The following is a 19,288-nucleotide window of genomic DNA, read 5'->3' on the forward strand; positions in this document are numbered from 1 at the left end:
CTGGATAACATAAAAAGGGGCTGTTTAGCCCCTTTTTTTATGCTTTAATGAAACTAACTGCTTATAGCAATTGAATTTAAAGTTAATTATTTTAAGCGCTTAAGTTGAATGGATATCATTATTTTAAAGCGTTAAATAATTTATTAGCTAAACGCAGTTAATATGAACCTTACTAGACATCGCATGTCTTATTTATTTGCTACTTACCTTGGTATTAAGGATTTTAATGACACTCAAACATTTAGCCTTGGCATCTTTTACTATTTTGTCTTTAAGCGCGTGCCAAAGCACTTCAAAAGCTGAGTCAATGCCGATTGTTAATGTGCCTTTTACTGCGCCTCTCGCCTCTGATTTTAGAAGTGAAATTGCAATTGCACGTTATTCAGAGCTACTAAATAGAGTAGATCTAAGCCCTGAGCAACAAGCAAAACTTTATTATGATCGGGGTGTATTATTTGACAGTTTAGGCATGACCACGTTGTCGCGAATTGACTTTAATCGTGCTGTTAAATTAAAACCAGATTTAGCCGAGGTGTATAATTTTTTAGGTATTCAACATACCTTAATGCAGCAGTATGAAAAAGCCTATGAACTTTTTGATTCAGCCCTTGAGCTTAACGAAGAACATGAATATGCGTATTTAAATCGTGGTATTGCACTGTACTATGGCGACAGAGCAGAGCTTGCACAAAACGATTTTAATGAGTTTTTAGCGCGCTCTCCAAACGATCCTTACCGTGTGTTATGGCTTTTTTTAGCGCAAGCACAGGATGATAAAGTTAAAGCACTTAGTGTGCTTAAAACCAATGCTAAAGCACTTGATGAATCGCAATGGGCGTATCAGTTAATTGCGCTTTACCTGGGCGATATTAGCGAACATGATTTTTTATCTGTTATTAGTGATGGGGTTAAATCAGAGCAAGAATACGCACAGCGATTATGCGAGGCTTACTTTTATTTGGCAAAATCGCATCAAGCAGCAGGTAATATTAATTTAGCCGCTGATTATTTTAAGCTGGCACTGGCTACCAACGTGCATGAGTTTATTGAATATAAATATGCGCGATTAGAACTTGAGCTGATGACAGGTGTTGACGAAAGCTAAGCGTTATAAACTAGCGGTAGTATTACTGTGTAGCCTATTAATTAGTGGCTCGAGTAATCATGCTAACAGTATTGGCTTTTGGCAGGTTTTAAATGCCAAGGCCAATATAATACAAAATTATTGGCTATTTCCTGATTATTTTTCTCTGCATTTACAGCAACTCCCTGATATTGCGCTCGCTTCATTAGCGCGAAATAAAATACCTGCCGCGCAATATAGATATTCACTTAAATTATTAAAAAATAACCATACCGATACTGCAAAGTTATTTTGGCAAAAAAACACCCATACTATGAATGAGTCAAAACGCCAAGCATTAGCGATGGAGTTATTAGCTCAATCTCAATGGGGCGATCTTAAATTATTGGCAAAGCAGGGGTTATTGCCTGAGGGAGATGCATTAAATCATCTTAAACTGCAAACAACTCAGCCTTATAGCAGCCTGCCCACAGCGTTTATGCAGCGCCTTGGTTTTTTATCATTGAGTTCAGAGGTTAAAGCGGATGAACAATGTTTGTTTAACGTGTTAATGATGAGCGATCACCGTAGCGGGTTATATAAGCTCGCTAAACTTATAAAGCAATACAATAAGCGCCCTGAGCCCAGTGCTGGGGTTTTTTGTTTATCGCAACCGATTTATGTTGGCGGTGCTATTAATTGTAGTAGTGCAGCAAATAAAATGGCGCAGTGCGATTGGCAAACCGCTAGGCTAAAAAAACAGCTTCCTACTGATTTTGACTTTATAGTAATGATGCCCAAGCAGGGAAGTGCAAATGTGCGCAGTGGCATTATGCAATTAAATTCAAAAGCAGGTTACCAAGTGTTTTTACATGAGTTAATGCACTTTAATGGTTTTGAGGATGAATACGCGCTACCAAAAACGAAGCAAGCTTGGCTGTGTGCACAAAGTGGTTTTGTGGCACCTAATTTGTTTTTAGCAAATAGCGAAGCTACCCCACCAGTAGGTTGGTATAAAAGCCAGAGCTGCCAGCAAGGGGCCGTGGCTTATAAGCCCAGTGAAGCTTGGTCTATTATGCAATATCAGCAGTTAGCTCTCTCAGCGCAATACAGAGCGTTGTGGCAAGCACACATAAATACCCATTTTACAGTGTTTCCTCGTTTTAACTCCTTCATGGAACGCTCAATAACGCCACGCTAAATTTTAAAGTCTTTACTCTAAGGCGTATGAAAAGCGAACATAGTTGATATTGTTGCATTAATTTATATATAAATTTGCTTGATAATTATGCAGCTAGAGGCGCTTTCTATAGACAAAAACGGCGTTTATCAGTATAACTATACGTATTAATGCTGTTAAAAAAGCAGACCACAAAAGCTAATGCCCAAGTCACTTTGGTAATTAACTATAACGAATAGCGTATTGATAAATTTATGATTTTAAAAGGTCCTTTACTATGACTTTGCTCTGGATACCCCTGCTATCCTTAATTGGCAGTGTTATTTCTGCATTTACAGGCAAACTAACGCGAAACCAAGCGACAAGCTTAACTATGCTTGCACCATTAATCGCACTTTGCATAACTCTATATCATGCGCCTGCGGTACTTGCCGGTGAAACTATTCGTTTTAGTGCTGCTTGGATCCCAAGTTTAGGGCTCGATTTCTCCCTGCGCTTAGACGGTCTAAGTTTACTGTTTATATTTATGATTTTGGGCATAGGCTTATTGGTTATTTTATATTCTCGTTATTATTTAAGTAATAACGACTCAATGGCAAAGCTATATAGCTACTTAATGTTATTTATGACCGCAATGCTTGGCATTGTTATGTCTAATAATGTTATTCAGCTATGGGTGTTTTGGGAATTAACCAGTATAAGTTCGTTTTTATTAATTAGTTATTGGTGGCATAAGTCAGAGGCGCGCAAGGGCGCACGTATGGCGCTTACAGTTACCGGAGCCGGTGGTTTAGCGCTGCTTGGTGGGTTACTGATAATTGGCGACATTGTTGGCAGTTATAACCTAGATATAATTTTAGCCAGCAGAGCAATTATTCAATCGCACGATCTATATGAGCTTGCACTGGTTTTAGTGTTATTAGGTGCATTTACTAAATCGGCACAATTTCCGTTTCATTTTTGGCTACCTCATGCCATGGCAGCGCCAACACCCGTGAGCGCCTATTTACATTCGGCGACCATGGTTAAAGCGGGTATCTTTTTGTTAGCGCGTTTTTATCCGGCCTTAGCGGGCACCGAAATGTGGTTTATATTAGTTGCCTTAACAGGTTTAATTACTTTGTTATTTGGCGCATACGTGGCTTTATTTAAGCATGATTTAAAAGGTTTATTAGCGTATTCAACGATAAGTCATTTAGGTTTAATTACGCTATTGCTTGGCCTAGATACCGAACTTGCGACTGTTGCCGCTATTTTTCATATTATTAATCACGCCACCTTTAAAGCGTCACTGTTTATGGCCACTGGTATTATTGACCATGAAACAGGTACGCGCGATATGCGTAAACTCAATGGTATGTGGCGCTTTATGCCCTACACAGCAACGCTTGCTATGGTTGCCGCTGCAGCAATGGCGGGTGTCCCTTTGCTTAATGGCTTTATTTCAAAAGAAATGTTTTTTGCCGAAACACTGCATCAGCAAGTACTTGGCTCTATGTCGTGGTTAATCCCGGTTTTAGCAACCATTGCGGGGGCATTTGCCGTGGCTTATTCGGCGCGCTTTATCCACGATGTGTTTTTTAATGGCGACCCAATAGATTTACCGCGTACGCCACACGAGCCGCCTCGTTATATGCGCGTACCCATCGAAATATTAGTGGTGTTGTGTTTACTTGTTGGCATGTTTCCGCACTTTGTAGTTGATGGTATTTTATCGGCAGCCTCATTAGCAGTACTGGGCAAAGCAATGCCAGAGTATCAGCTGAGCATTTGGCATGGCTTTAATTTACCGTTATTAATGAGTGCCATGGCAGTTGCTGGTGGCTTATTTATTTATGTTAACCGTAAACACCTGTTTCAATTTCAAGCGTCTTTACCGCCGCTAAACGCTAAAAAAATGTTTGATCATTTAGTACAATGCGTTATTGATTGGAGCCAAGATAAAATAAGCAAAACAGAAAATGGCTCACTGCAACGCTATGTATTTATTATGCTGGGCGTTATTTTATTAGCTGCTGGTTGGCCGTTATTCGAAATGCAAAAATTAGCGGGAAGTGTGCCAAATACACCGGTTGATTTACACAACGGCATAGGTGCTAGCTTGTTAATTGTAGGTGCCATTGCCACAGTGATAAGCCATAGATCGCGTATGGTCGCTTTGTTAATGGTATCTATTGTGGGATTAATGGTAGCTGTGGTGTTTACCCGCTTTTCGGCACCAGACTTAGCCTTAACGCAATTAACGGTAGAAGTGGCAACAATAATACTACTTATGTTGGCATTGTTTTTCTTACCGCAAAGCACCCCAAGAGAATCAAGCTCATTGCGTATATTACGTGATTTAAGTATTGCCTCGACAGTGGGCGTGGTTATAGCCAGTATTTGTTACGCTTTGCTTACTCGTCCGCTTGATTCTATTTCTGACTTTTTTATTGCCAATGCAAAAACCGGTGGTGGCGGTACCAATGTAGTTAACGTTATTTTAGTTGATTTTAGGGGCTTTGATACGCTTGGCGAAATTACTGTATTAGGTATTGCAGCACTAGGGATTTTTAAGCTTTTATCGCGAATTCCATTGTTTATGCCTGCAACCGACAGTGATGGCCGTTCATGGGCACGCGAGCGCCACCCTATTTTATTAGCCAGTATTTCGCAAAGCTTACTCCCGCTTGCACTGTTAGTGTCGGCGTATATTTTCTTACGTGGTCATAATTTACCGGGCGGCGGCTTCATTGCCGGGCTTGTTACTTCTATTGCCTTTATTTTGCAGTATATGGCACATGGCTCTACTTGGATCAGTGAGCGCTTTGATGTTAATTACCGAAAAATTATTGCCTCGGGTATCGCTATTGCTATGTTCACGGGTGTGGGTAGCTGGTTTTTTGATAAGCCATTTTTAACCACGTGGTTTGACTATTTTGACATTCCATTTATTGGTAAAACAGAGTTAGCAAGTGCCATTGTATTTGACCTTGGTGTGTACTTAACCGTAGTGGGTGCCACATTGATGATATTAGCAAGCTTAGGTGATATGACCACAAGTGCAGAGCAAAAAGAAGGTGATGTTTAATGGAGTTATTATACGCGTCATGCGTGGGTGTATTAATTAGTTGCGGTGTATTTTTACTGCTAAGAGCACGTACTTTTCCGGTTGTGCTTGGTCTAACTATGATTTCTTACGCAGTTAACTTGTTTTTATTTTCATCGGGTCGACTAACCACAAATAAAGCTGTTGTATTAGGTACAGGTGCAGATTACGCCGATCCACTGCCGCAAGCTTTAGTGTTAACAGCCATTGTAATTGGTTTTGCAATGACCGCCTTTGTGGTTATATTAGCAATACGTGGCCGTGCAGATTTAGGTAATGACCATGTTGATGGTCACCTTGTTAAAAGTAAGTACAAGGTGAAAAAATGATTCAGCATTTAACATCGCTTCCTGTATTGCTGCCTATGCTAGCAGCTATTATTTTACTATTACCACCGTGTGGTAAAAACTTATTTGCCCGTCGTTTGGCTTCAGGCGTAATGGCAATTATTACATTTGTAGTGAGTGTTTTATTACTGATAACCGTACACAACGAAGGTATTAACGTATACGCAATAGGTAACTGGTCAGCACCATTTGGTATTGTACTTGTTGCAGATATGCTCTCTAGCTTGTTGGTAACACTTACTTCATTTTTAGGCGTAATGGTTGTGCTGTACGGATGTGCAGGCGATGATGAACACGGCAGTTTTTTTCATCCACTAATTCACTTTTTAATTTTAGGTGTTAATGGTGCATTTTTAACTGGCGATTTATTTAACGTATTTGTATTTTTTGAAGTGCTGCTTATTGCCTCTTATGCCTTGCTTATGCACGGTGGTGGCAAGCAAAAAACTAAAGCTGCATTGCACTATGTTATTTTAAACTTAGTAGGTTCGAGTGCGTTTTTAATTGGTTTAGGTATTTTATACGGTGTACTAGGCACGCTAAATATTGCCGATATGGCGCAAAAAATATCTTTACTTACTGGCGACGATGTTTATTTAGCTAAAGCCGGTGGACTATTGTTATTAGTAGTATTTGCTTTAAAAAGTGCGTTGTTGCCACTACATTTATGGTTACCAAATACCTATTCAAGTGCCGCCCCAGTTGTTGCTGCGCTATTTGCGATTATGACCAAAGTTGGTGTGTACGCCATGCTACGCGTTTATACCGTTATGTTTGGTGAGCAAGCTGGCGAACTTGAACACATGGCGCAAACTTGGTTATGGGGCTTAGCAATTGCAACGATAGTTGTAGGGGCCATAGGGGTATTAGCCGCTCAGGATTTACGTAAGATCACTGCCAATTTAGTACTGGTGTCGGTGGGTACTTTGGTGGCTTTAGTGTCGTTACAAAACATAAACGCTACGGCGGCCTTGCTATATTATTTAGTACACTCAACTTTGGTATGTGCTGCTTTATTTTTACTCGCCGATATAATTTCTATTCAACGCGGTAAAGTTGGCGACAGATTGGTAGCAGGTAGAGTGGTAAAACAGCCGTTTTTATTAGGTACGTTATTTATTATTGCAGCATTAACTGTAATAGGCATGCCGCCATTTTCAGGCTTTGTAGGCAAAATTTGGATTTTAAAAACAACACTCAATAGTGAAAATGCACTTGTATTTTGGCCTGCTTACTTAATTACCAGTTTAGTGTTAATTATTGCACTAGCACGCGCCGGAACTAGTTTGTTTTGGGAAGGTAAGTACACAGGTAGTGAGCCAAATGACGCACCAAACGCGCATCCATTGCAAGTAATTGCTATTGTGGGGTTACTTATTTGCTCAGTAATGCTAGTTGTTTTTGGTGGTGCTATTAGTGAGTACACCATAAAGGCCGCAACCCAATTACACGACATAAGTGGTGGTATTAATGCCGTGCTTAAAGGAGGTGTTTAATGCGACTAAAAGCACGTTTTAGATTGTTACCTACGCCATTTCGTAGTGTATTTTTATTTATAGTATGGCTGTTATTAAATAATAGTGTGTCTGCAGGGCACTTGGTATTAGCGGCTATATTTGCGATTGTTATTCCGTTATTTACTATATCGTTTCGCGATCCTCAGCCATTAATTTTAAGGCCCGGATTAGCCTTTAAACAAGTTTTTATTGTACTGTACGATATAATAGTGGCCAACTTACAAGTGGCTGTATTAATACTTGGGCCAAGTAAAAACATGCGCCCAGCATTTGTTAAAGTACCCGTAGATTTAACCCATGAAATGCCGATTACTATTTTGGCAAGCTGCGTGTCACTCACACCTGGCACTGTGAGCGCTGAGGTATATCCTATTTTAGAATCACTTAATAAAGGTGAGCAACCAAAACAGCGTTATTTGCTTATTCATGTACTTGATCTTAAAGACGAGCAAGCACTTATTAAACAAATAAAAGAGCGTTATGAGGCTCCCTTAAAGGAGATATTTCAATGTTAGAAACCGTATTATTAATTGTATTTAGCATGATTGGATTAGCGCTACTATTAAATTTATGGCGTTTGGTAATTGGTCCATCGGTTCCCGATCGTATTTTAGCGCTCGATACTATGTATATAAACGTGATTGCGCTGATTATTTTATACAGTATAAGTATGAGCACGGGGTTGTACTTTGAAGCGGCTTTATTAATTGCAATGCTTGGCTTTATAAGCACAGTAGCATTATGTAAGTATTTACTTCGCGGCGATATAATCGAATAAGGTATAGCAATGATCAGTGAATGGATAGTATCAATATTATTATTACTAGGTGGCGTGTTTATTTTAATTGGCTCAATAGGCTTAGTTAAACTGCCTGATTTTTTTATGCGCTTACATGGCCCAACTAAAGCAACTACCCTAGGTATGGCGAACATTTTAACTGCCGCTATGGTGTACTTTGCAAATACCGAACATGGCGTGAGTGTTAAAGAAGTACTTATTACTATATTTTTATTAATTACCGCACCGATTAGTGGGTATATGTTAATTAAAGCAGCCATTCATCATAAGCTCAAACCAAAAGATGGCACCAAAGGGCTTGATAATATTGAAGATTAATATTATTTATAAATGCATTTAGCGTGTAACTACCCTAGATATATTTAACTACAATAAAGCCGGATAAAGTTAATTTATTCGGCTTTGTTGTTTTTAAAGTATTTAAGTTGACCTATGTGTGACACATAGGTTTACACTACAGGTATGAATTTAGCTTTAAACTATGAATTATCACGGAGGAGCTATGTACGTTAAACAACTTGCCAATAAAATGAGCGTTACACCCGACACTATTCGCCATTACACGCGAATGCAGTTGCTCAAACCAGTCCGTAGTGTAAGTAACGGTTATCAAGAATATACAAAAACTGATCAACAGCGTTTAAAGTTTATAATCAATGCTCGTCAGTTGGGCTTTTCTGTTAAAGATATTCAGCACATTATTACTGAGTCGGAGCAAGGAAACTGCCCATGCCCATTAACACGAAAACTAATAGTTAAACGCTTAGCCGAAACCGAAGCTCTTTTTCAAGAAACACTTAAGCTGCGCACACGAATGCAAGCGGCAGTTAAGCAGTGGCAAAGTTCTCCCGATGGCGCAACTAGCGCTGATATATGTAGTTTAATAGAGTCATTTGTTGACCCCATTAGCACTGAAGAAAATAACCCGGAGGCGTAATGAGTAATAATATTAACAGCAGCTCACAAAACTTTATTATTGAAGGGGCTAATTGTGGCAGCTGCGTAGCAAAAATAGAAAAAGCGCTAAAAACAGTATCGGGTGCACAGCGAGTAGAAATGAACTTTGCACAACGCACCGTACAAGTGGAAGGGCAAGCGGATGAAGCGGCGCTTATTGCAGCGGTAGAAAACATTGGCTATAAAGCAAAGCCCATGAGTAATGACTCAGAGCAAGATGCGCTCGATGAAAAAGCCAAAGCCGATGACGCGCATTATAAAAAATTAATGCGCAATATGATATTAGCGTTAGGCGTAGGTGCACCATTAATGCTTTATGGGCTTATTTTCGATATGAACGTAATAACCACGACTCAACGTATAGCTTGGTTTATTGTGGGTTTAGCCACGTTGGCAGTGATGGCCGTAGCCGGTAAGCAATTTTACAATGGCGCATGGCAAGCATTTAAAAACCATGCCGCCAATATGGATACGCTTATAGCGCTGGGAACCGGTACTGCTTGGTTATATTCTATGGTAGTCGTTATTACCCCTAACCTACTACCAGAGGTGGCAAGGCATGTGTACTTTGAAGCCTCAGCAATGATCATTGGTTTAATAAGCTTAGGCCTAGCATTAGAAGTAAAAGCACGCGGGCGCACCTCTGAGGCTATAAAGCGTTTAATAGGGCTGCAACCAAAAACAGCACGTGTTATTCGCGACGGGCAAGAGCGCGATATTGATATTAGCGACGTAGTAAAAAGTGATCAGGTACGAGTGCGCCCGGGCGAAAAAATATCAGTAGATGGCGAAGTGCTTGAAGGCAGTAGTAGTGTTGACGAATCAATGCTAACGGGTGAACCTATGCCGGTTACTAAACAAATAGGCGATACGGTAGTCGCTGGTAGTATTAATAAAACCGGAACATTATTATTCAAAGCGACCCATATAGGCAGCGAAACAACACTCGCCAATATTATTAATATGGTAAAGCGGGCACAAAACTCAAAGCCGTCAATTGGTCGTTTAGCAGATGTTATTTCGGGTATTTTTGTTCCCACGGTAATGATAATAGCAATACTTGCTGGGCTTGCCTGGTTAAACTTTGGCCCTGAGCCAGCAATTGCTTATGCGGTAGTTGCTGTCACTACAGTGCTTATTATTGCTTGTCCGTGTGCGCTTGGTTTAGCAACGCCAATGTCGGTAATGGTGGGCATAGGTAAAGCTGCTGAGTCGGGAATACTGATCCGCAACGGTGAGGCACTACAAGTAACTTCTAAAATTACCACCATGATTTTAGATAAAACTGGCACCATTACCCAAGGATCGCCAACGGTAACCGATGTTATTACCTTTAATAACAGCGATGAAAACACAGTAATGCAGCACGTTGCTAGCCTAGAGAGTAGTTCAGAGCATCCATTAGCCGAGGCCATAATAAGTTATGCTAAAGCGCTAAACTTAACGCTGAGTAAAGTAACTGACTTTGATGCACTTACCGGTAAAGGAGTAATAGGGACACTTGATGGACAAACGCTGTTGTTTGGTAATAAGGCCTTAATGGATAAATACCATGTTGCAATTGACGATGCGTACGAGCAGGCACAAACATTGGCAAGTGAAGCAAAAACCCCAATGTATTTTGCAGTTAATCAACAGCTACAGGCTATTATTGCTGTAGCAGATCCTATTAAAGCAGACTCAGCTGCAGCAATTAAGCGGTTGCAAAATAAAGGCATTCACTTAGTCATGCTCACAGGTGATAACCAAGCAACAGCGCAAGCAGTTGCTAAAAAAGTAGGAATAAAGGACTTTATTGCAGAAGTACTCCCTGACGACAAAGTAAATGAAGTTATAAAACGCCAAGCAAAGGGCGAAATAGTGGGTATGACGGGCGATGGCATTAACGATGCACCGGCACTAGCACAAGCCGATGTTGGCTTTGCGATTGGCACAGGCACTGATATAGCCATAGAAAGTGGCGACATAACCCTAATGCGCGGATCGTTACACGGCCTTGCAGATGCAATTGCAGTAAGTAGCGCGACCATTTTAAATATTAAGCAAAATCTATTTGGTGCCTTTATTTATAATGTGGCGGGTATTCCAATTGCTGCTGGGTTGTTATATCCATTTTTTGGATTATTGCTTAACCCAGTAGTAGCAGGGGCTGCTATGGCACTATCATCGCTAACGGTTGTTAGTAACGCCAATAGATTACGCTTTTTTAAACCAGCAAAATCATAAGCCAAAGCCTTTAATTTAGGAGTAATAATTATGTTGATGATTAATATATTAGGCGCATTACTCATAATTGCGATTGTGTACTGGTTTTGGCTTTTTAAGCCAAAGCAAGTGCAAAGTAACGACAATAAGGTAGTTATAGTGGTTGATAACGGTATATACCAGCCGGCGCAAATTAAAGTTGTTGCAGGTAAAGAGTTAACACTTAACTTCGATCGCCAAGATAGTGCACCATGTAGCGAAACAGTCATATTTCCACAGCTTGATATAAGTAAAACCCTCGTAATGGGCGATGCTAATACCTTAAAAATACCCGAGCTTAAAGTAGGTGAGTACGACTTTCACTGCCAAATGCAAATGTATAAAGGTAAGCTAATAGTGCAGTAATAGTTGAGCTAAACGTATTGTTAGCGCGTATTGGCTTATCATATTTACAGCTTGGTTGGACTTTGCAATTTTATGAATAAACTAAACCCTAAAAAGCTACTTAATAGTAAGTGGACTGCAGTACCTGCAATCAATAAAGAAAAACACTTTATTATTATAGAGGTTGAGTACGATGAGGATAGCAACGTGATTGCGTGCGTTACTGAGGCAATAATTTCAAAAAGCCAATACCCAATTAGTTGGCGAGATTTAAAAAACGCACAAAATTGGTTACAAGGCTGGAAATAACAACTAATTCCACTTCTCGTAAAAATAATAAAGCCGCTGCATTAAGATTATGTAGCGGTTTTTTGTTTCAATTCACTGTTAATCACATCCTAATGTGCCCTGCATTCGCCAAATGGCGACAAAAAGTATCATTTACTTTAAAACACTTCATAAATGCTGAATAAATAAAATTAATTATAAAAAGCTATTAAATTTCAATGCCTTATTGTTTGTTTTTTATTTAATAATTTATAAAAAGTAAATTGTTCATGGTGGGTTTATTACAAAATCAACTTAAAGCAGCCAGTAGTGGCTTATTTGCGCTGTGTTGTGTCTTTTTTATTAAAGTTAACCTTATGATTTTTAAGCTTTAATTATTTAACATCAAACAGCTGTTGCTAAAAAGCAACAAAAAATCATTATAAAACACCCTCAAACGGCTTAAATAAGTATAAGTAACTGTTTTTATTGTGATTTAAAAACATGGCACCGAAGTTGTAATACCTAAGCTGTATTGAGCAAAACAAGATTAAAGTTAAACAGCTTAAATCATAACCCAATGAAGGAATTACATTATGAAAACATTTAAATCAACACTGGTACTAATGGCTTTAGCTTCTTCATCAGCGGCTTTTGCAGCAACAGATTTTGACACACTCGATGTAGATGGTAATGGTGCAATTAGCCAAGCAGAAGCGTCGGTAGATGCAGAGCTTATGAGTAAATTTACTGAGCTTGATACTGACCAAAATGGTGAGTTATCTAAAGAAGAATTTTCTAAGGCATAAGCCTCAAGCCCTACAACACAATTAATATTCTGAGTTGCCAAAGACAACCTAAATAGGCAAGGGAGCCTTTGATAAAGAATAATAAGGAAATTCAAGTGTTCATGGGAAAGTTAATACATTTATATTACATAGACTTGAAGGATTAAATTATGAAAAAGTTACAATCAACACTGGTTTTAATGGCATTAGCGTCTTCATCTGCAGTATTTGCAGGCACCGACTTTGAAACACTTGATGTAGATAGCAGTGGCACAATTAGCCAAGCCGAAGCGTCGGTTGCCGCTGAGTTAATGGAGCAATTTGCAGAGCTTGACGTTGATGGCAACGGTGAGCTTTCTAAAGAAGAATTTGCTGAGTATTAATTTTCAGCACATTAATTTACAGAATATGGATTCTTGAAAAGGACTTTTCACTTTATTATTTTTTATTAAACAGGCTTTAAGCTTAAGGATAACACAATGAAAACATTACATAAGACATTAGCACTAATCGCACTAGCATCATCTTCAGCGGCATTTGCAGCAGTAGACTTCGACTCATTTGATACAGATGGCGACGGCGTTATTAGCCAAACAGAAGCGCAGGCAAACCCGCAGCTTGCACAAATATTTGATGAATTAGATGCAGATGGTAATGGTGAACTTTCTAAAGAAGAGTTTGCAGCAGTTCAATAATGCTACCCATTTCTAACTAAATAATGATAATACGTACTAAAAAGCAGCCAATTGGCTGCTTTTTTATGTGTGTTTAAAACGCAATTGCTAGCGCTTATCTTGCTCACGTTTTGTTTTAAAGTCAGACTCTGCTTTCCACTTTGGCCAATCGTTGCTGTTAGCCAGTTGTGTGGCTATATTAATGATCAGTTGGCTATCTTGCTCTACACCACCAAGCGACCAGTCGGTAGAGTAATCATCGGCTTCTTTGTGGTACTTATGAGTAATGTAATCAGGGTCGGTATCACCAAGGCTCATAAATAATAAACTGGGCACACCTTGCTTAGAAAGCGAAAAGTGATCAGAGCGAAAAAATAAACCATTTTGCGGGCGAGGATCCATTTTTACCGTTCGACCTTGTGCCTTAGCGGCCTTAGCTAAGTAATCTTCCATTTCAGAAAGCCCTTTACCATACTGTAAAACATAGTCAGTAGCGTCAAGTACGTTCATGCCATCAATATTTAATAAGCCAACCATTTGTTTAGTTGGGATCACCGCACCAGATGCAAATTCTTCTGAGCCAATTAGGCCAGTTTCTTCTGCGGTAAAATTGGCAAAAATGATCGAGCGTTTAAATGGCGTTTGTTGATGTATTTTACTCATTACTCTGGCAATTTCGAGCGTGGCGGCTGTACCTGATGCGTTATCTACCGCACCATTATAAATTTTAGGCCCGCTATCTGTTTGTTTAGTGCCAAAGTGATCCCAATGCGCACTAATTACAACGTATTCGTCTGGCAGTTCGCTACCGGTAAGTTGTGCTACTACGTTATGCGATTTTGCATGCGATACTTCATTTTTAAAAGCCAGGTTGGCTTTTACATTAAGCGGCAGCGCTTTAAAGTCAGCATTTAAAGCCTGTTGTTTTAATTGCTGATAGTTAAGGTTTGCAGCATTAAATAAGCGCTCGGTAGCCTCAAGGTGTAACCATCCCATAACGGGAAGTTTTGAGGTGTTGTTGGTGTCATCAATTAGCGTATATTTAGTACCCGTATTTGAGCTCTCTACCACGCTCCACGGGTAAGCTGCTGGTGCAGTTTCGTGCACTATAAGAACGGCAGCAGCACCTTGACGAGCCGCTTCTTCGTACTTGTAAGTCCAACGACCGTAGTAGGTCATAGCATTACCGGTAAACAGGCTGTCGTCTTGAGTTGCAAAGCCAGGATCGTTAACTAACACCACCACGGTTTTGCCTGTTACATCAAGATTTTTATAATCGTTCCAGTTATATTCTGGTGCATTAATACCATAGCCTACATATACCACGTCAGAATTACGCACATCAATAACGCTTTGTAGCTGCTCGGTACGGGCAGTAAAGTCTTTACCTGCACTAAAAGTGAGCTCACCAATAGTTAATTGCATATTTTGATCAGCAGTTACTTTTGCCATTTTCACCGGTTGTAAGTACTTATCGTTATAAGCACCGCTTAAACCAAACGCTTGGTATTGCTTAGTTAAATAACCAATCGTTTTTACTTCACCGGCTGTAAGGGGGCCACGACCTTCAAATTCGTCTGAGGCGAGTGTTTTAATGTGCTGCTTAATATTATTAATACTAAGTTCTTGGGAATTCTCAAGTTTAGTTGTGTCTGCAGCTTGCTCTGAGCAACCTATGAGCGTTAGAAATAAAAAAAGGCTGGTTGTTTTTATAATTGTCATAATAACTGAGGGTAGGTAATACATAGCTCGACTATATACAGCGAACTTTAAAGTGTCTATACAGGATATAATTTTATAGACTTAAGTTTTAGCTGTTGCACAATATTGAACTTTGAACTTTGAACTTTGAACTTTGAACTTTGAACTTTGAACTTAGAACTTAGAACTTAGGAGGGGGAGCAAGGAGCAAAAATTAGTTGTGGCAGTGTTATAAATGTAGGCTAAATTAATACTGCCCTAATAATAAAACACATCTGTGTTTATAATATTAAGGGCAATAATAGCCGCGGCTAACTAATTAAGCATCTGCCAATTTAACGCGGATTTTGCTTTTATCAACAGTTGCTTGGTTAAGGGCTTTAATTGCACCTTTAACTTCTATGTCGTTTGGCATTTCAACAAAGGCAAAACCTTTAGATTGGCCAGTTTCTTTATCAAGTACTAAGTTACAGGTAGTCACTTTACCGTGCTCTGCAAATAAAGTACGAAGGTCGTGCTCAGAAGTAGCACGAGATAAGTTGCGAACTAATAGTTTCATAATAAACCATGTTTTAAAAATAACTACCGCGATTGTCTCAAGTAAAAGCCGATTGACCTAACGATAAATTGCGATCAGTAAAAATAGTTTAGCCAGTGGTGGCTACAAGCGAGATAATTATGCGCGGATTTGTTTTGGTTTAAGCAATTAGCATAATGCTAGGTGCCTAATAGAAAACCGCTGCTTAATAAAAGCGAGCGGTTTTTTTATGCCAAAAACGACTTATTTTACTTCTTTACCTGCCGCTTGTTGGTCAGCATGGTAGCTAGAGCGCACAAATGGGCCAGAGGCTGCATGAGTAAAGCCAATTTCATCAGCGTAGGCTTTTAGTGCATCAAACTCAGCAGGTGGCACGTAACGTTTTACTGGTAAGTGGTGCTTAGAAGGCTGTAAGTATTGGCCTACTGTAAGCATATCAACGTTATGGGCACGTAAGTCGCGAAGTACTTCTTCTATTTCGCTAATTTCTTCACCTAAACCAACCATTAAACCAGACTTAGTTTTAATCTCTGGGTGCGCTTCTTTAAAGCGACGCAGTAGCTCAAGTGACCATTTGTAATCAGCCCCTGGACGCGCAAGCTTATATAAACGCGGCGCAGTTTCTAGGTTATGGTTAAACACATCTGGTGGGGTTTCGATTAGTATTTCGAGTGCGCGGTCCATACGGCCACGAAAATCGGGTACTAAAATCTCAATAGTAATATTCGGGCTGTGCTTGCGAATTTCGCGAATACAATCGGCAAAATGCTGCGCGCCGCCATCACGTAAATCATCACGATCTACCGAGGTAATAACCACATAGCTTAGCTTCATGTCTTTAATTGTAAGCGCTAGTTTTTCAGGCTCAGTTGCATCAGGTGTTAATGGACGACCATGGGCAACATCACAAAATGGGCAACGACGAGTACAAATTGCACCTAAAATCATAAAGGTAGCTGTACCGTGGTTAAAACATTCAGATAGGTTAGGGCATGAAGCCTCTTCGCATACCGAGTGCAGCCCATGCTTACGCATTGCCTGTTTAATACCCTCAATACGCTCTGTTGATTTAGGTAAGCGAATTTTTAGCCACTCTGGCTTGCGTAACATTTCGTTTTTTTCTGTTGGTAAAACTTTTACGGGGATCAACGCCATTTTTGCTGCGTCGCGTAGTTTTACACCTGGTTCCATCTTGACTGGTTTATTCATTCGTTTTCAAACCCTTCAGTATGCTTAACCTGTGTTGCATTAAGCTTTTTAATCATGTGTTTTACCAGTCCTGCACCTGCTGTTTCTAGGTTTTGAGGACCCTTTAATTCTTTAGTTTGCACCATATTCATGCCTGCATAACCACATGGGTTAATGCGTAAAAATGGACTTAGGTCCATGTTAACATTTAATGCTAAGCCATGAAACGAGCAACCACGACGAACGCGTAAACCCAAAGAGGCTATTTTACTGTCGTTAACGTAAACACCGGGCGCATCGGCTTTGGCGTATGCTTGAATGTCGTACTCGGCGAGGGATTCAATAATACACTCCTCTAGCCAAGTAACTAATTCGCGTACACCAATTTTTAAACGACGTAAGTTAAATAGTACATACATCATTTGCTGGCCGGGGCCGTGGTAGGTTACTTGCCCACCGCGATCAACTTTAATCACTTCTATATCGCCGGGTGCGAGTAAGTGCTCGTCTTTACCTGCTTGGCCTTGAGTAAATACACTTTCGTGCTCTACTAACCAAATTTCATCCGCGCTATCGTCGTCGCGGGTATCGGTGAAGTCTTGCATTTTCTGCCAAATTGGCAAGTAACGCTGGCGGCCAAGTTGGCGCACGATTAAGGTGTTTTCTTTCACAACAAATCTCAATTATGGCTTAAAGCATGTGGCGTACGTCATCTAGATTACTGATCACGTTATAAATTTCTTCAATATGAGCGCCACTAGTAACGGTTGCAACAAGCGAAACTGATTCGTAATTACCTTTGCTACTTGGTTTTACTTTTGGGGCATAGTCGCCAGGTGCAATAACTTGTAACTTAGCTAAAATTTGATCCGTTAAGTTTACATTGGCTAAACCCATTATTTTAAATGTAAACGGGCAAGGGAACTCTAAATACTCATCAAATTTAGTATCTTTAACTGGTTGAACCACGACAGTGACTCCTCATACAAAAAAGTGTTGGCTTAATTTTGCTAAGTGGCAAACCCTAAGCTTAATACTATTGGGCTAATGGCAATCTGAGTTAAGCTTGTTTGGCTGTGCCAAAAAAGTTACAACTCAACATAATTGACTTATATGGGGCGCATTCTAGCATTTTTCAAGCAAAAAAAAACGCCTCATAGCAGAGGCGTTAATATTGTTTTATGCGGCTATTGCATAATCTGTAAACGTAAGTAGTCATAAATTTTACTAAAGAAGCTACCTTCTTCCACTTCTTCAAGTGTAACTAGCGGATATTGTGCAATATCTTCGCCTTCTAGTTGTAAAAATAAAGTACCTACTTTAGTGCCTTTAGCTAATGGCGCTTCAAGCGTGTTATCTAATTTAAAGTTCGCTTTTAAATTTTTATGCTGACCACGTGGAATAGTAATAGGGGTATCTTCTAAAATACCTAAAGAAACATTTTCTTTATTACCCATCCAAATACGTTGCTCTGCAAAGCTATCGCCTGCTTTGTACGGTGTAATTGTTTCATAAAAGCGAAAGCCATAGTTAAGTAACTTTTTGCTTTCTTCTTTACGTGCGCGCTCGCTTGAAGTACCCATAACAACGGCAATTAAACGCATATCGTTTTTAGTTGCAGAGGTTACTAAGCTGTAGCCTGCATCTGATGTATGGCCGGTTTTAATACCGTCTACGTCTAGGCTTTCATCCCATAATAATGAGTTGCGGTTGTATTGTTTAATGCCGTTATAAGTAAATGACTTTTTCTTATAAAGTGCGTACTCATCGGGTACATCGCGAATAAGTGCGCCGCCAAGTGTTGCCATATCACGCGGTGTTGTATAGTGCGCGTCGGTATCAAGGCCGTGGCTATTAATAAAGTGAGTGTTGCTCATGCCTAATTTTGCAGCGTGGGCGTTCATTAAATCAGCAAAAGCGCTTTCGCTACCGGCAATGTGCTCTGCCATAGCAACGCAGGCATCGTTACCTGATTGAATAATTATTCCGTGGTTTAGGTCATCAACGCTAATTTGTTTACCTACTTCAATAAACATTTTAGATGATTCTGGAAAGTTTTTAGCCCATGCTTTTTCGCTAACTGTAACCATGTCGGTAGGTGCAATATTACCGGCTTTAACTTCTGTGCCTATAACATAACTGGTCATCATTTTAGTTAAACTAGCAGGTGCTAACTTTGTATCAGCTTCACCTTGGGCAATAACTTTACCAGTTGTAAAGTCTACTAAAAAATAACCTTTAGCATTAACTTGAGGAGGTGCTGGAATAATTTGTGCGGTGGCTGAAAATACGGCGGCAGAACAAACTAGGCCGCATACCCCGTTGAGAATTTTATGTTTAATAGATTTCATCATACTCATTAATGGTTAAAGTTAAAGATTTGCGTTAGCCCATTCACATACCCAAACTACCCCTAGATGCGGGCGTCGTTGGAATTAAAAACGATTTAGGCAAGGCATTGATTACAAATAATAGTCACTCTATTGTTCAAATCAATAACGCAGTATAAATCGTTTTTAAACCAACCTCCAGGGCGTTTCACTGGAGCTTACTCTCTGTGTTGTTACTTTTTAAAAGGGATTACCATTTCAG

The 19,288-nt window shown here is 39.8% G+C and carries 21 protein-coding genes; 15 read left to right on the forward strand and 6 right to left on the reverse strand.

The annotated features are described in order from the left end of the window. The first annotated feature begins 226 nt into the window (after positions 1–226). The 15 genes from nlpI to RB215_RS05120 all read left to right on the forward strand — a co-directional run bounded on the left by nlpI (position 227) and on the right by RB215_RS05120 (position 13,290). Positions 227–1,105: a lipoprotein NlpI gene (nlpI, locus tag RB215_RS05050; protein ID WP_011327691.1), complete on the forward strand. Its 879-nt coding sequence runs from the start codon at positions 227–229 to the stop codon at positions 1,103–1,105. Continuing rightward, the gene (locus RB215_RS05055) at positions 1,089–2,264 is read left to right on the forward strand and encodes a hypothetical protein (protein WP_375144249.1); all 1,176 of its coding nucleotides are present in this window, start codon (positions 1,089–1,091) and stop codon (positions 2,262–2,264) included. The genes nlpI and RB215_RS05055 overlap by 17 nt, the downstream gene beginning before the upstream one ends. 256 nt (positions 2,265–2,520) lie before the next feature. Then, on the forward strand, positions 2,521–5,313 hold the full coding sequence (locus RB215_RS05060; RefSeq protein ID WP_309216978.1) for a monovalent cation/H+ antiporter subunit A: 2,793 nt from the start codon (positions 2,521–2,523) through the stop codon (positions 5,311–5,313). Then, positions 5,313–5,660: a Na+/H+ antiporter subunit C gene (locus RB215_RS05065; protein WP_011327694.1), complete on the forward strand. Its 348-nt coding sequence runs from the start codon at positions 5,313–5,315 to the stop codon at positions 5,658–5,660. The genes RB215_RS05060 and RB215_RS05065 overlap by 1 nt, the downstream gene beginning before the upstream one ends. After that, entirely contained in the window at positions 5,657–7,174 is a 1,518-nt protein-coding gene (locus RB215_RS05070; RefSeq protein WP_011327695.1) for a monovalent cation/H+ antiporter subunit D, read from the forward strand. The genes RB215_RS05065 and RB215_RS05070 overlap by 4 nt, the downstream gene beginning before the upstream one ends. After that, a complete protein-coding gene (locus RB215_RS05075) occupies positions 7,174–7,710 on the forward strand; it encodes a Na+/H+ antiporter subunit E (RefSeq protein ID WP_011327696.1) in 537 nt (178 codons plus the stop codon). The genes RB215_RS05070 and RB215_RS05075 overlap by 1 nt, the downstream gene beginning before the upstream one ends. After that, positions 7,704–7,973 (forward strand): K+/H+ antiporter subunit F, encoded by a 270-nt coding sequence (locus RB215_RS05080; protein ID WP_011327697.1) that lies wholly within the window; start codon positions 7,704–7,706, stop codon positions 7,971–7,973. The genes RB215_RS05075 and RB215_RS05080 overlap by 7 nt, the downstream gene beginning before the upstream one ends. Positions 7,974–7,982: 9 nt before the next feature. Beyond that, positions 7,983–8,312, forward strand: coding sequence for a Na+/H+ antiporter subunit G (locus RB215_RS05085; protein ID WP_011327698.1), 330 nt, complete (start codon positions 7,983–7,985; stop codon positions 8,310–8,312). A gap of 184 nt (positions 8,313–8,496) precedes the next feature. Then, on the forward strand, positions 8,497–8,931 hold the full coding sequence (locus tag RB215_RS05090; protein WP_179808057.1) for a MerR family transcriptional regulator: 435 nt from the start codon (positions 8,497–8,499) through the stop codon (positions 8,929–8,931). Beyond that, positions 8,931–11,177 (forward strand): heavy metal translocating P-type ATPase, encoded by a 2,247-nt coding sequence (locus tag RB215_RS05095; protein ID WP_086998339.1) that lies wholly within the window; start codon positions 8,931–8,933, stop codon positions 11,175–11,177. Before RB215_RS05090 ends, RB215_RS05095 begins: the two co-directional genes overlap by 1 nt. Positions 11,178–11,207: 30 nt before the next feature. Beyond that, positions 11,208–11,561, forward strand: coding sequence for a cupredoxin domain-containing protein (locus RB215_RS05100; protein WP_011327701.1), 354 nt, complete (start codon positions 11,208–11,210; stop codon positions 11,559–11,561). 72 nt (positions 11,562–11,633) lie between these two features. Next, the gene (locus RB215_RS05105; RefSeq protein ID WP_011327702.1) at positions 11,634–11,849 is read left to right on the forward strand and encodes a TIGR02450 family Trp-rich protein; all 216 of its coding nucleotides are present in this window, start codon (positions 11,634–11,636) and stop codon (positions 11,847–11,849) included. Positions 11,850–12,403: 554 nt separating this feature from the next. Beyond that, a complete protein-coding gene (locus RB215_RS05110) occupies positions 12,404–12,616 on the forward strand; it encodes an EF-hand domain-containing protein (protein WP_011327703.1) in 213 nt (70 codons plus the stop codon). Positions 12,617–12,765: 149 nt separating this feature from the next. Continuing rightward, positions 12,766–12,978 (forward strand): calmodulin, encoded by a 213-nt coding sequence (locus RB215_RS05115; protein ID WP_011327704.1) that lies wholly within the window; start codon positions 12,766–12,768, stop codon positions 12,976–12,978. Positions 12,979–13,074: 96 nt separating this feature from the next. Beyond that, positions 13,075–13,290, forward strand: coding sequence for an EF-hand domain-containing protein (locus RB215_RS05120; protein WP_011327705.1), 216 nt, complete (start codon positions 13,075–13,077; stop codon positions 13,288–13,290). Between the two features lie 87 nt (positions 13,291–13,377). Here the strand turns inward: RB215_RS05120 and RB215_RS05125 are convergent, their stop codons facing one another. The 6 genes from RB215_RS05125 to RB215_RS05150 all read right to left on the reverse strand — a co-directional run bounded on the left by RB215_RS05125 (position 13,378) and on the right by RB215_RS05150 (position 19,047). Next, positions 13,378–14,991 (reverse strand): M28 family metallopeptidase, encoded by a 1,614-nt coding sequence (locus RB215_RS05125; protein ID WP_041454375.1) that lies wholly within the window; start codon positions 14,989–14,991, stop codon positions 13,378–13,380. A 298-nt stretch (positions 14,992–15,289) separates the two neighbouring features. Further along, a complete protein-coding gene (locus RB215_RS05130) occupies positions 15,290–15,529 on the reverse strand; it encodes a hypothetical protein (protein ID WP_011327707.1) in 240 nt (79 codons plus the stop codon). A 222-nt stretch (positions 15,530–15,751) separates the two neighbouring features. Continuing rightward, complete coding sequence (gene lipA / locus RB215_RS05135; protein WP_011327708.1) at positions 15,752–16,717, reverse strand: lipoyl synthase; 966 nt, start codon at positions 16,715–16,717, stop codon at positions 15,752–15,754. Further along, positions 16,714–17,367 carry a lipoyl(octanoyl) transferase LipB gene (gene lipB, locus RB215_RS05140; protein ID WP_011327709.1) on the reverse strand — a complete coding sequence of 218 codons (654 nt, stop codon included), beginning with the start codon at positions 17,365–17,367 and terminating at the stop codon, positions 16,714–16,716. Before lipB ends, lipA begins: the two co-directional genes overlap by 4 nt. A gap of 19 nt (positions 17,368–17,386) precedes the next feature. Continuing rightward, the gene (ybeD, locus tag RB215_RS05145) at positions 17,387–17,665 is read right to left on the reverse strand and encodes a DUF493 family protein YbeD (RefSeq protein ID WP_011327710.1); all 279 of its coding nucleotides are present in this window, start codon (positions 17,663–17,665) and stop codon (positions 17,387–17,389) included. Between the two features lie 218 nt (positions 17,666–17,883). Next, positions 17,884–19,047: a serine hydrolase gene (locus RB215_RS05150; protein ID WP_011327711.1), complete on the reverse strand. Its 1,164-nt coding sequence runs from the start codon at positions 19,045–19,047 to the stop codon at positions 17,884–17,886. Positions 19,048–19,288 lie beyond the last annotated feature (241 nt).

It is taken from the genome of Pseudoalteromonas sp. HL-AS2 (assembly GCF_031198805.1).
GTDB classification, from domain to species: Bacteria; Pseudomonadota; Gammaproteobacteria; order Enterobacterales; family Alteromonadaceae; genus Pseudoalteromonas; species Pseudoalteromonas nigrifaciens.

Bases quoted from the DNA above. Each gene is read 5' to 3' on its own strand.
- nlpI (WP_011327691.1), top strand. From the start codon at position 227: ATGACACTCAAACATTTAGCCTTGGCATCTTTTACTATTTTGTCTTTA.
- RB215_RS05060 (WP_309216978.1), top strand. From the start codon at position 2,521: ATGACTTTGCTCTGGATACCCCTGCTATCCTTAATTGGCAGTGTTATT.
- RB215_RS05065 (WP_011327694.1), top strand. From the start codon at position 5,313: ATGGAGTTATTATACGCGTCATGCGTGGGTGTATTAATTAGTTGCGGT.
- RB215_RS05070 (WP_011327695.1), top strand. From the start codon at position 5,657: ATGATTCAGCATTTAACATCGCTTCCTGTATTGCTGCCTATGCTAGCA.
- RB215_RS05075 (WP_011327696.1), top strand. From the start codon at position 7,174: ATGCGACTAAAAGCACGTTTTAGATTGTTACCTACGCCATTTCGTAGT.
- RB215_RS05080 (WP_011327697.1), top strand. From the start codon at position 7,704: ATGTTAGAAACCGTATTATTAATTGTATTTAGCATGATTGGATTAGCG.
- RB215_RS05085 (WP_011327698.1), top strand. From the start codon at position 7,983: ATGATCAGTGAATGGATAGTATCAATATTATTATTACTAGGTGGCGTG.
- RB215_RS05090 (WP_179808057.1), top strand. From the start codon at position 8,497: ATGTACGTTAAACAACTTGCCAATAAAATGAGCGTTACACCCGACACT.
- RB215_RS05095 (WP_086998339.1), top strand. From the start codon at position 8,931: ATGAGTAATAATATTAACAGCAGCTCACAAAACTTTATTATTGAAGGG.
- RB215_RS05100 (WP_011327701.1), top strand. From the start codon at position 11,208: ATGTTGATGATTAATATATTAGGCGCATTACTCATAATTGCGATTGTG.
- RB215_RS05105 (WP_011327702.1), top strand. From the start codon at position 11,634: ATGAATAAACTAAACCCTAAAAAGCTACTTAATAGTAAGTGGACTGCA.
- RB215_RS05110 (WP_011327703.1), top strand. From the start codon at position 12,404: ATGAAAACATTTAAATCAACACTGGTACTAATGGCTTTAGCTTCTTCA.
- RB215_RS05115 (WP_011327704.1), top strand. From the start codon at position 12,766: ATGAAAAAGTTACAATCAACACTGGTTTTAATGGCATTAGCGTCTTCA.
- RB215_RS05120 (WP_011327705.1), top strand. From the start codon at position 13,075: ATGAAAACATTACATAAGACATTAGCACTAATCGCACTAGCATCATCT.
- RB215_RS05125 (WP_041454375.1), bottom strand. From the start codon at position 14,991: ATGACAATTATAAAAACAACCAGCCTTTTTTTATTTCTAACGCTCATA.
- RB215_RS05130 (WP_011327707.1), bottom strand. From the start codon at position 15,529: ATGAAACTATTAGTTCGCAACTTATCTCGTGCTACTTCTGAGCACGAC.
- lipA (WP_011327708.1), bottom strand. From the start codon at position 16,717: ATGAATAAACCAGTCAAGATGGAACCAGGTGTAAAACTACGCGACGCA.
- RB215_RS05150 (WP_011327711.1), bottom strand. From the start codon at position 19,047: ATGAAATCTATTAAACATAAAATTCTCAACGGGGTATGCGGCCTAGTT.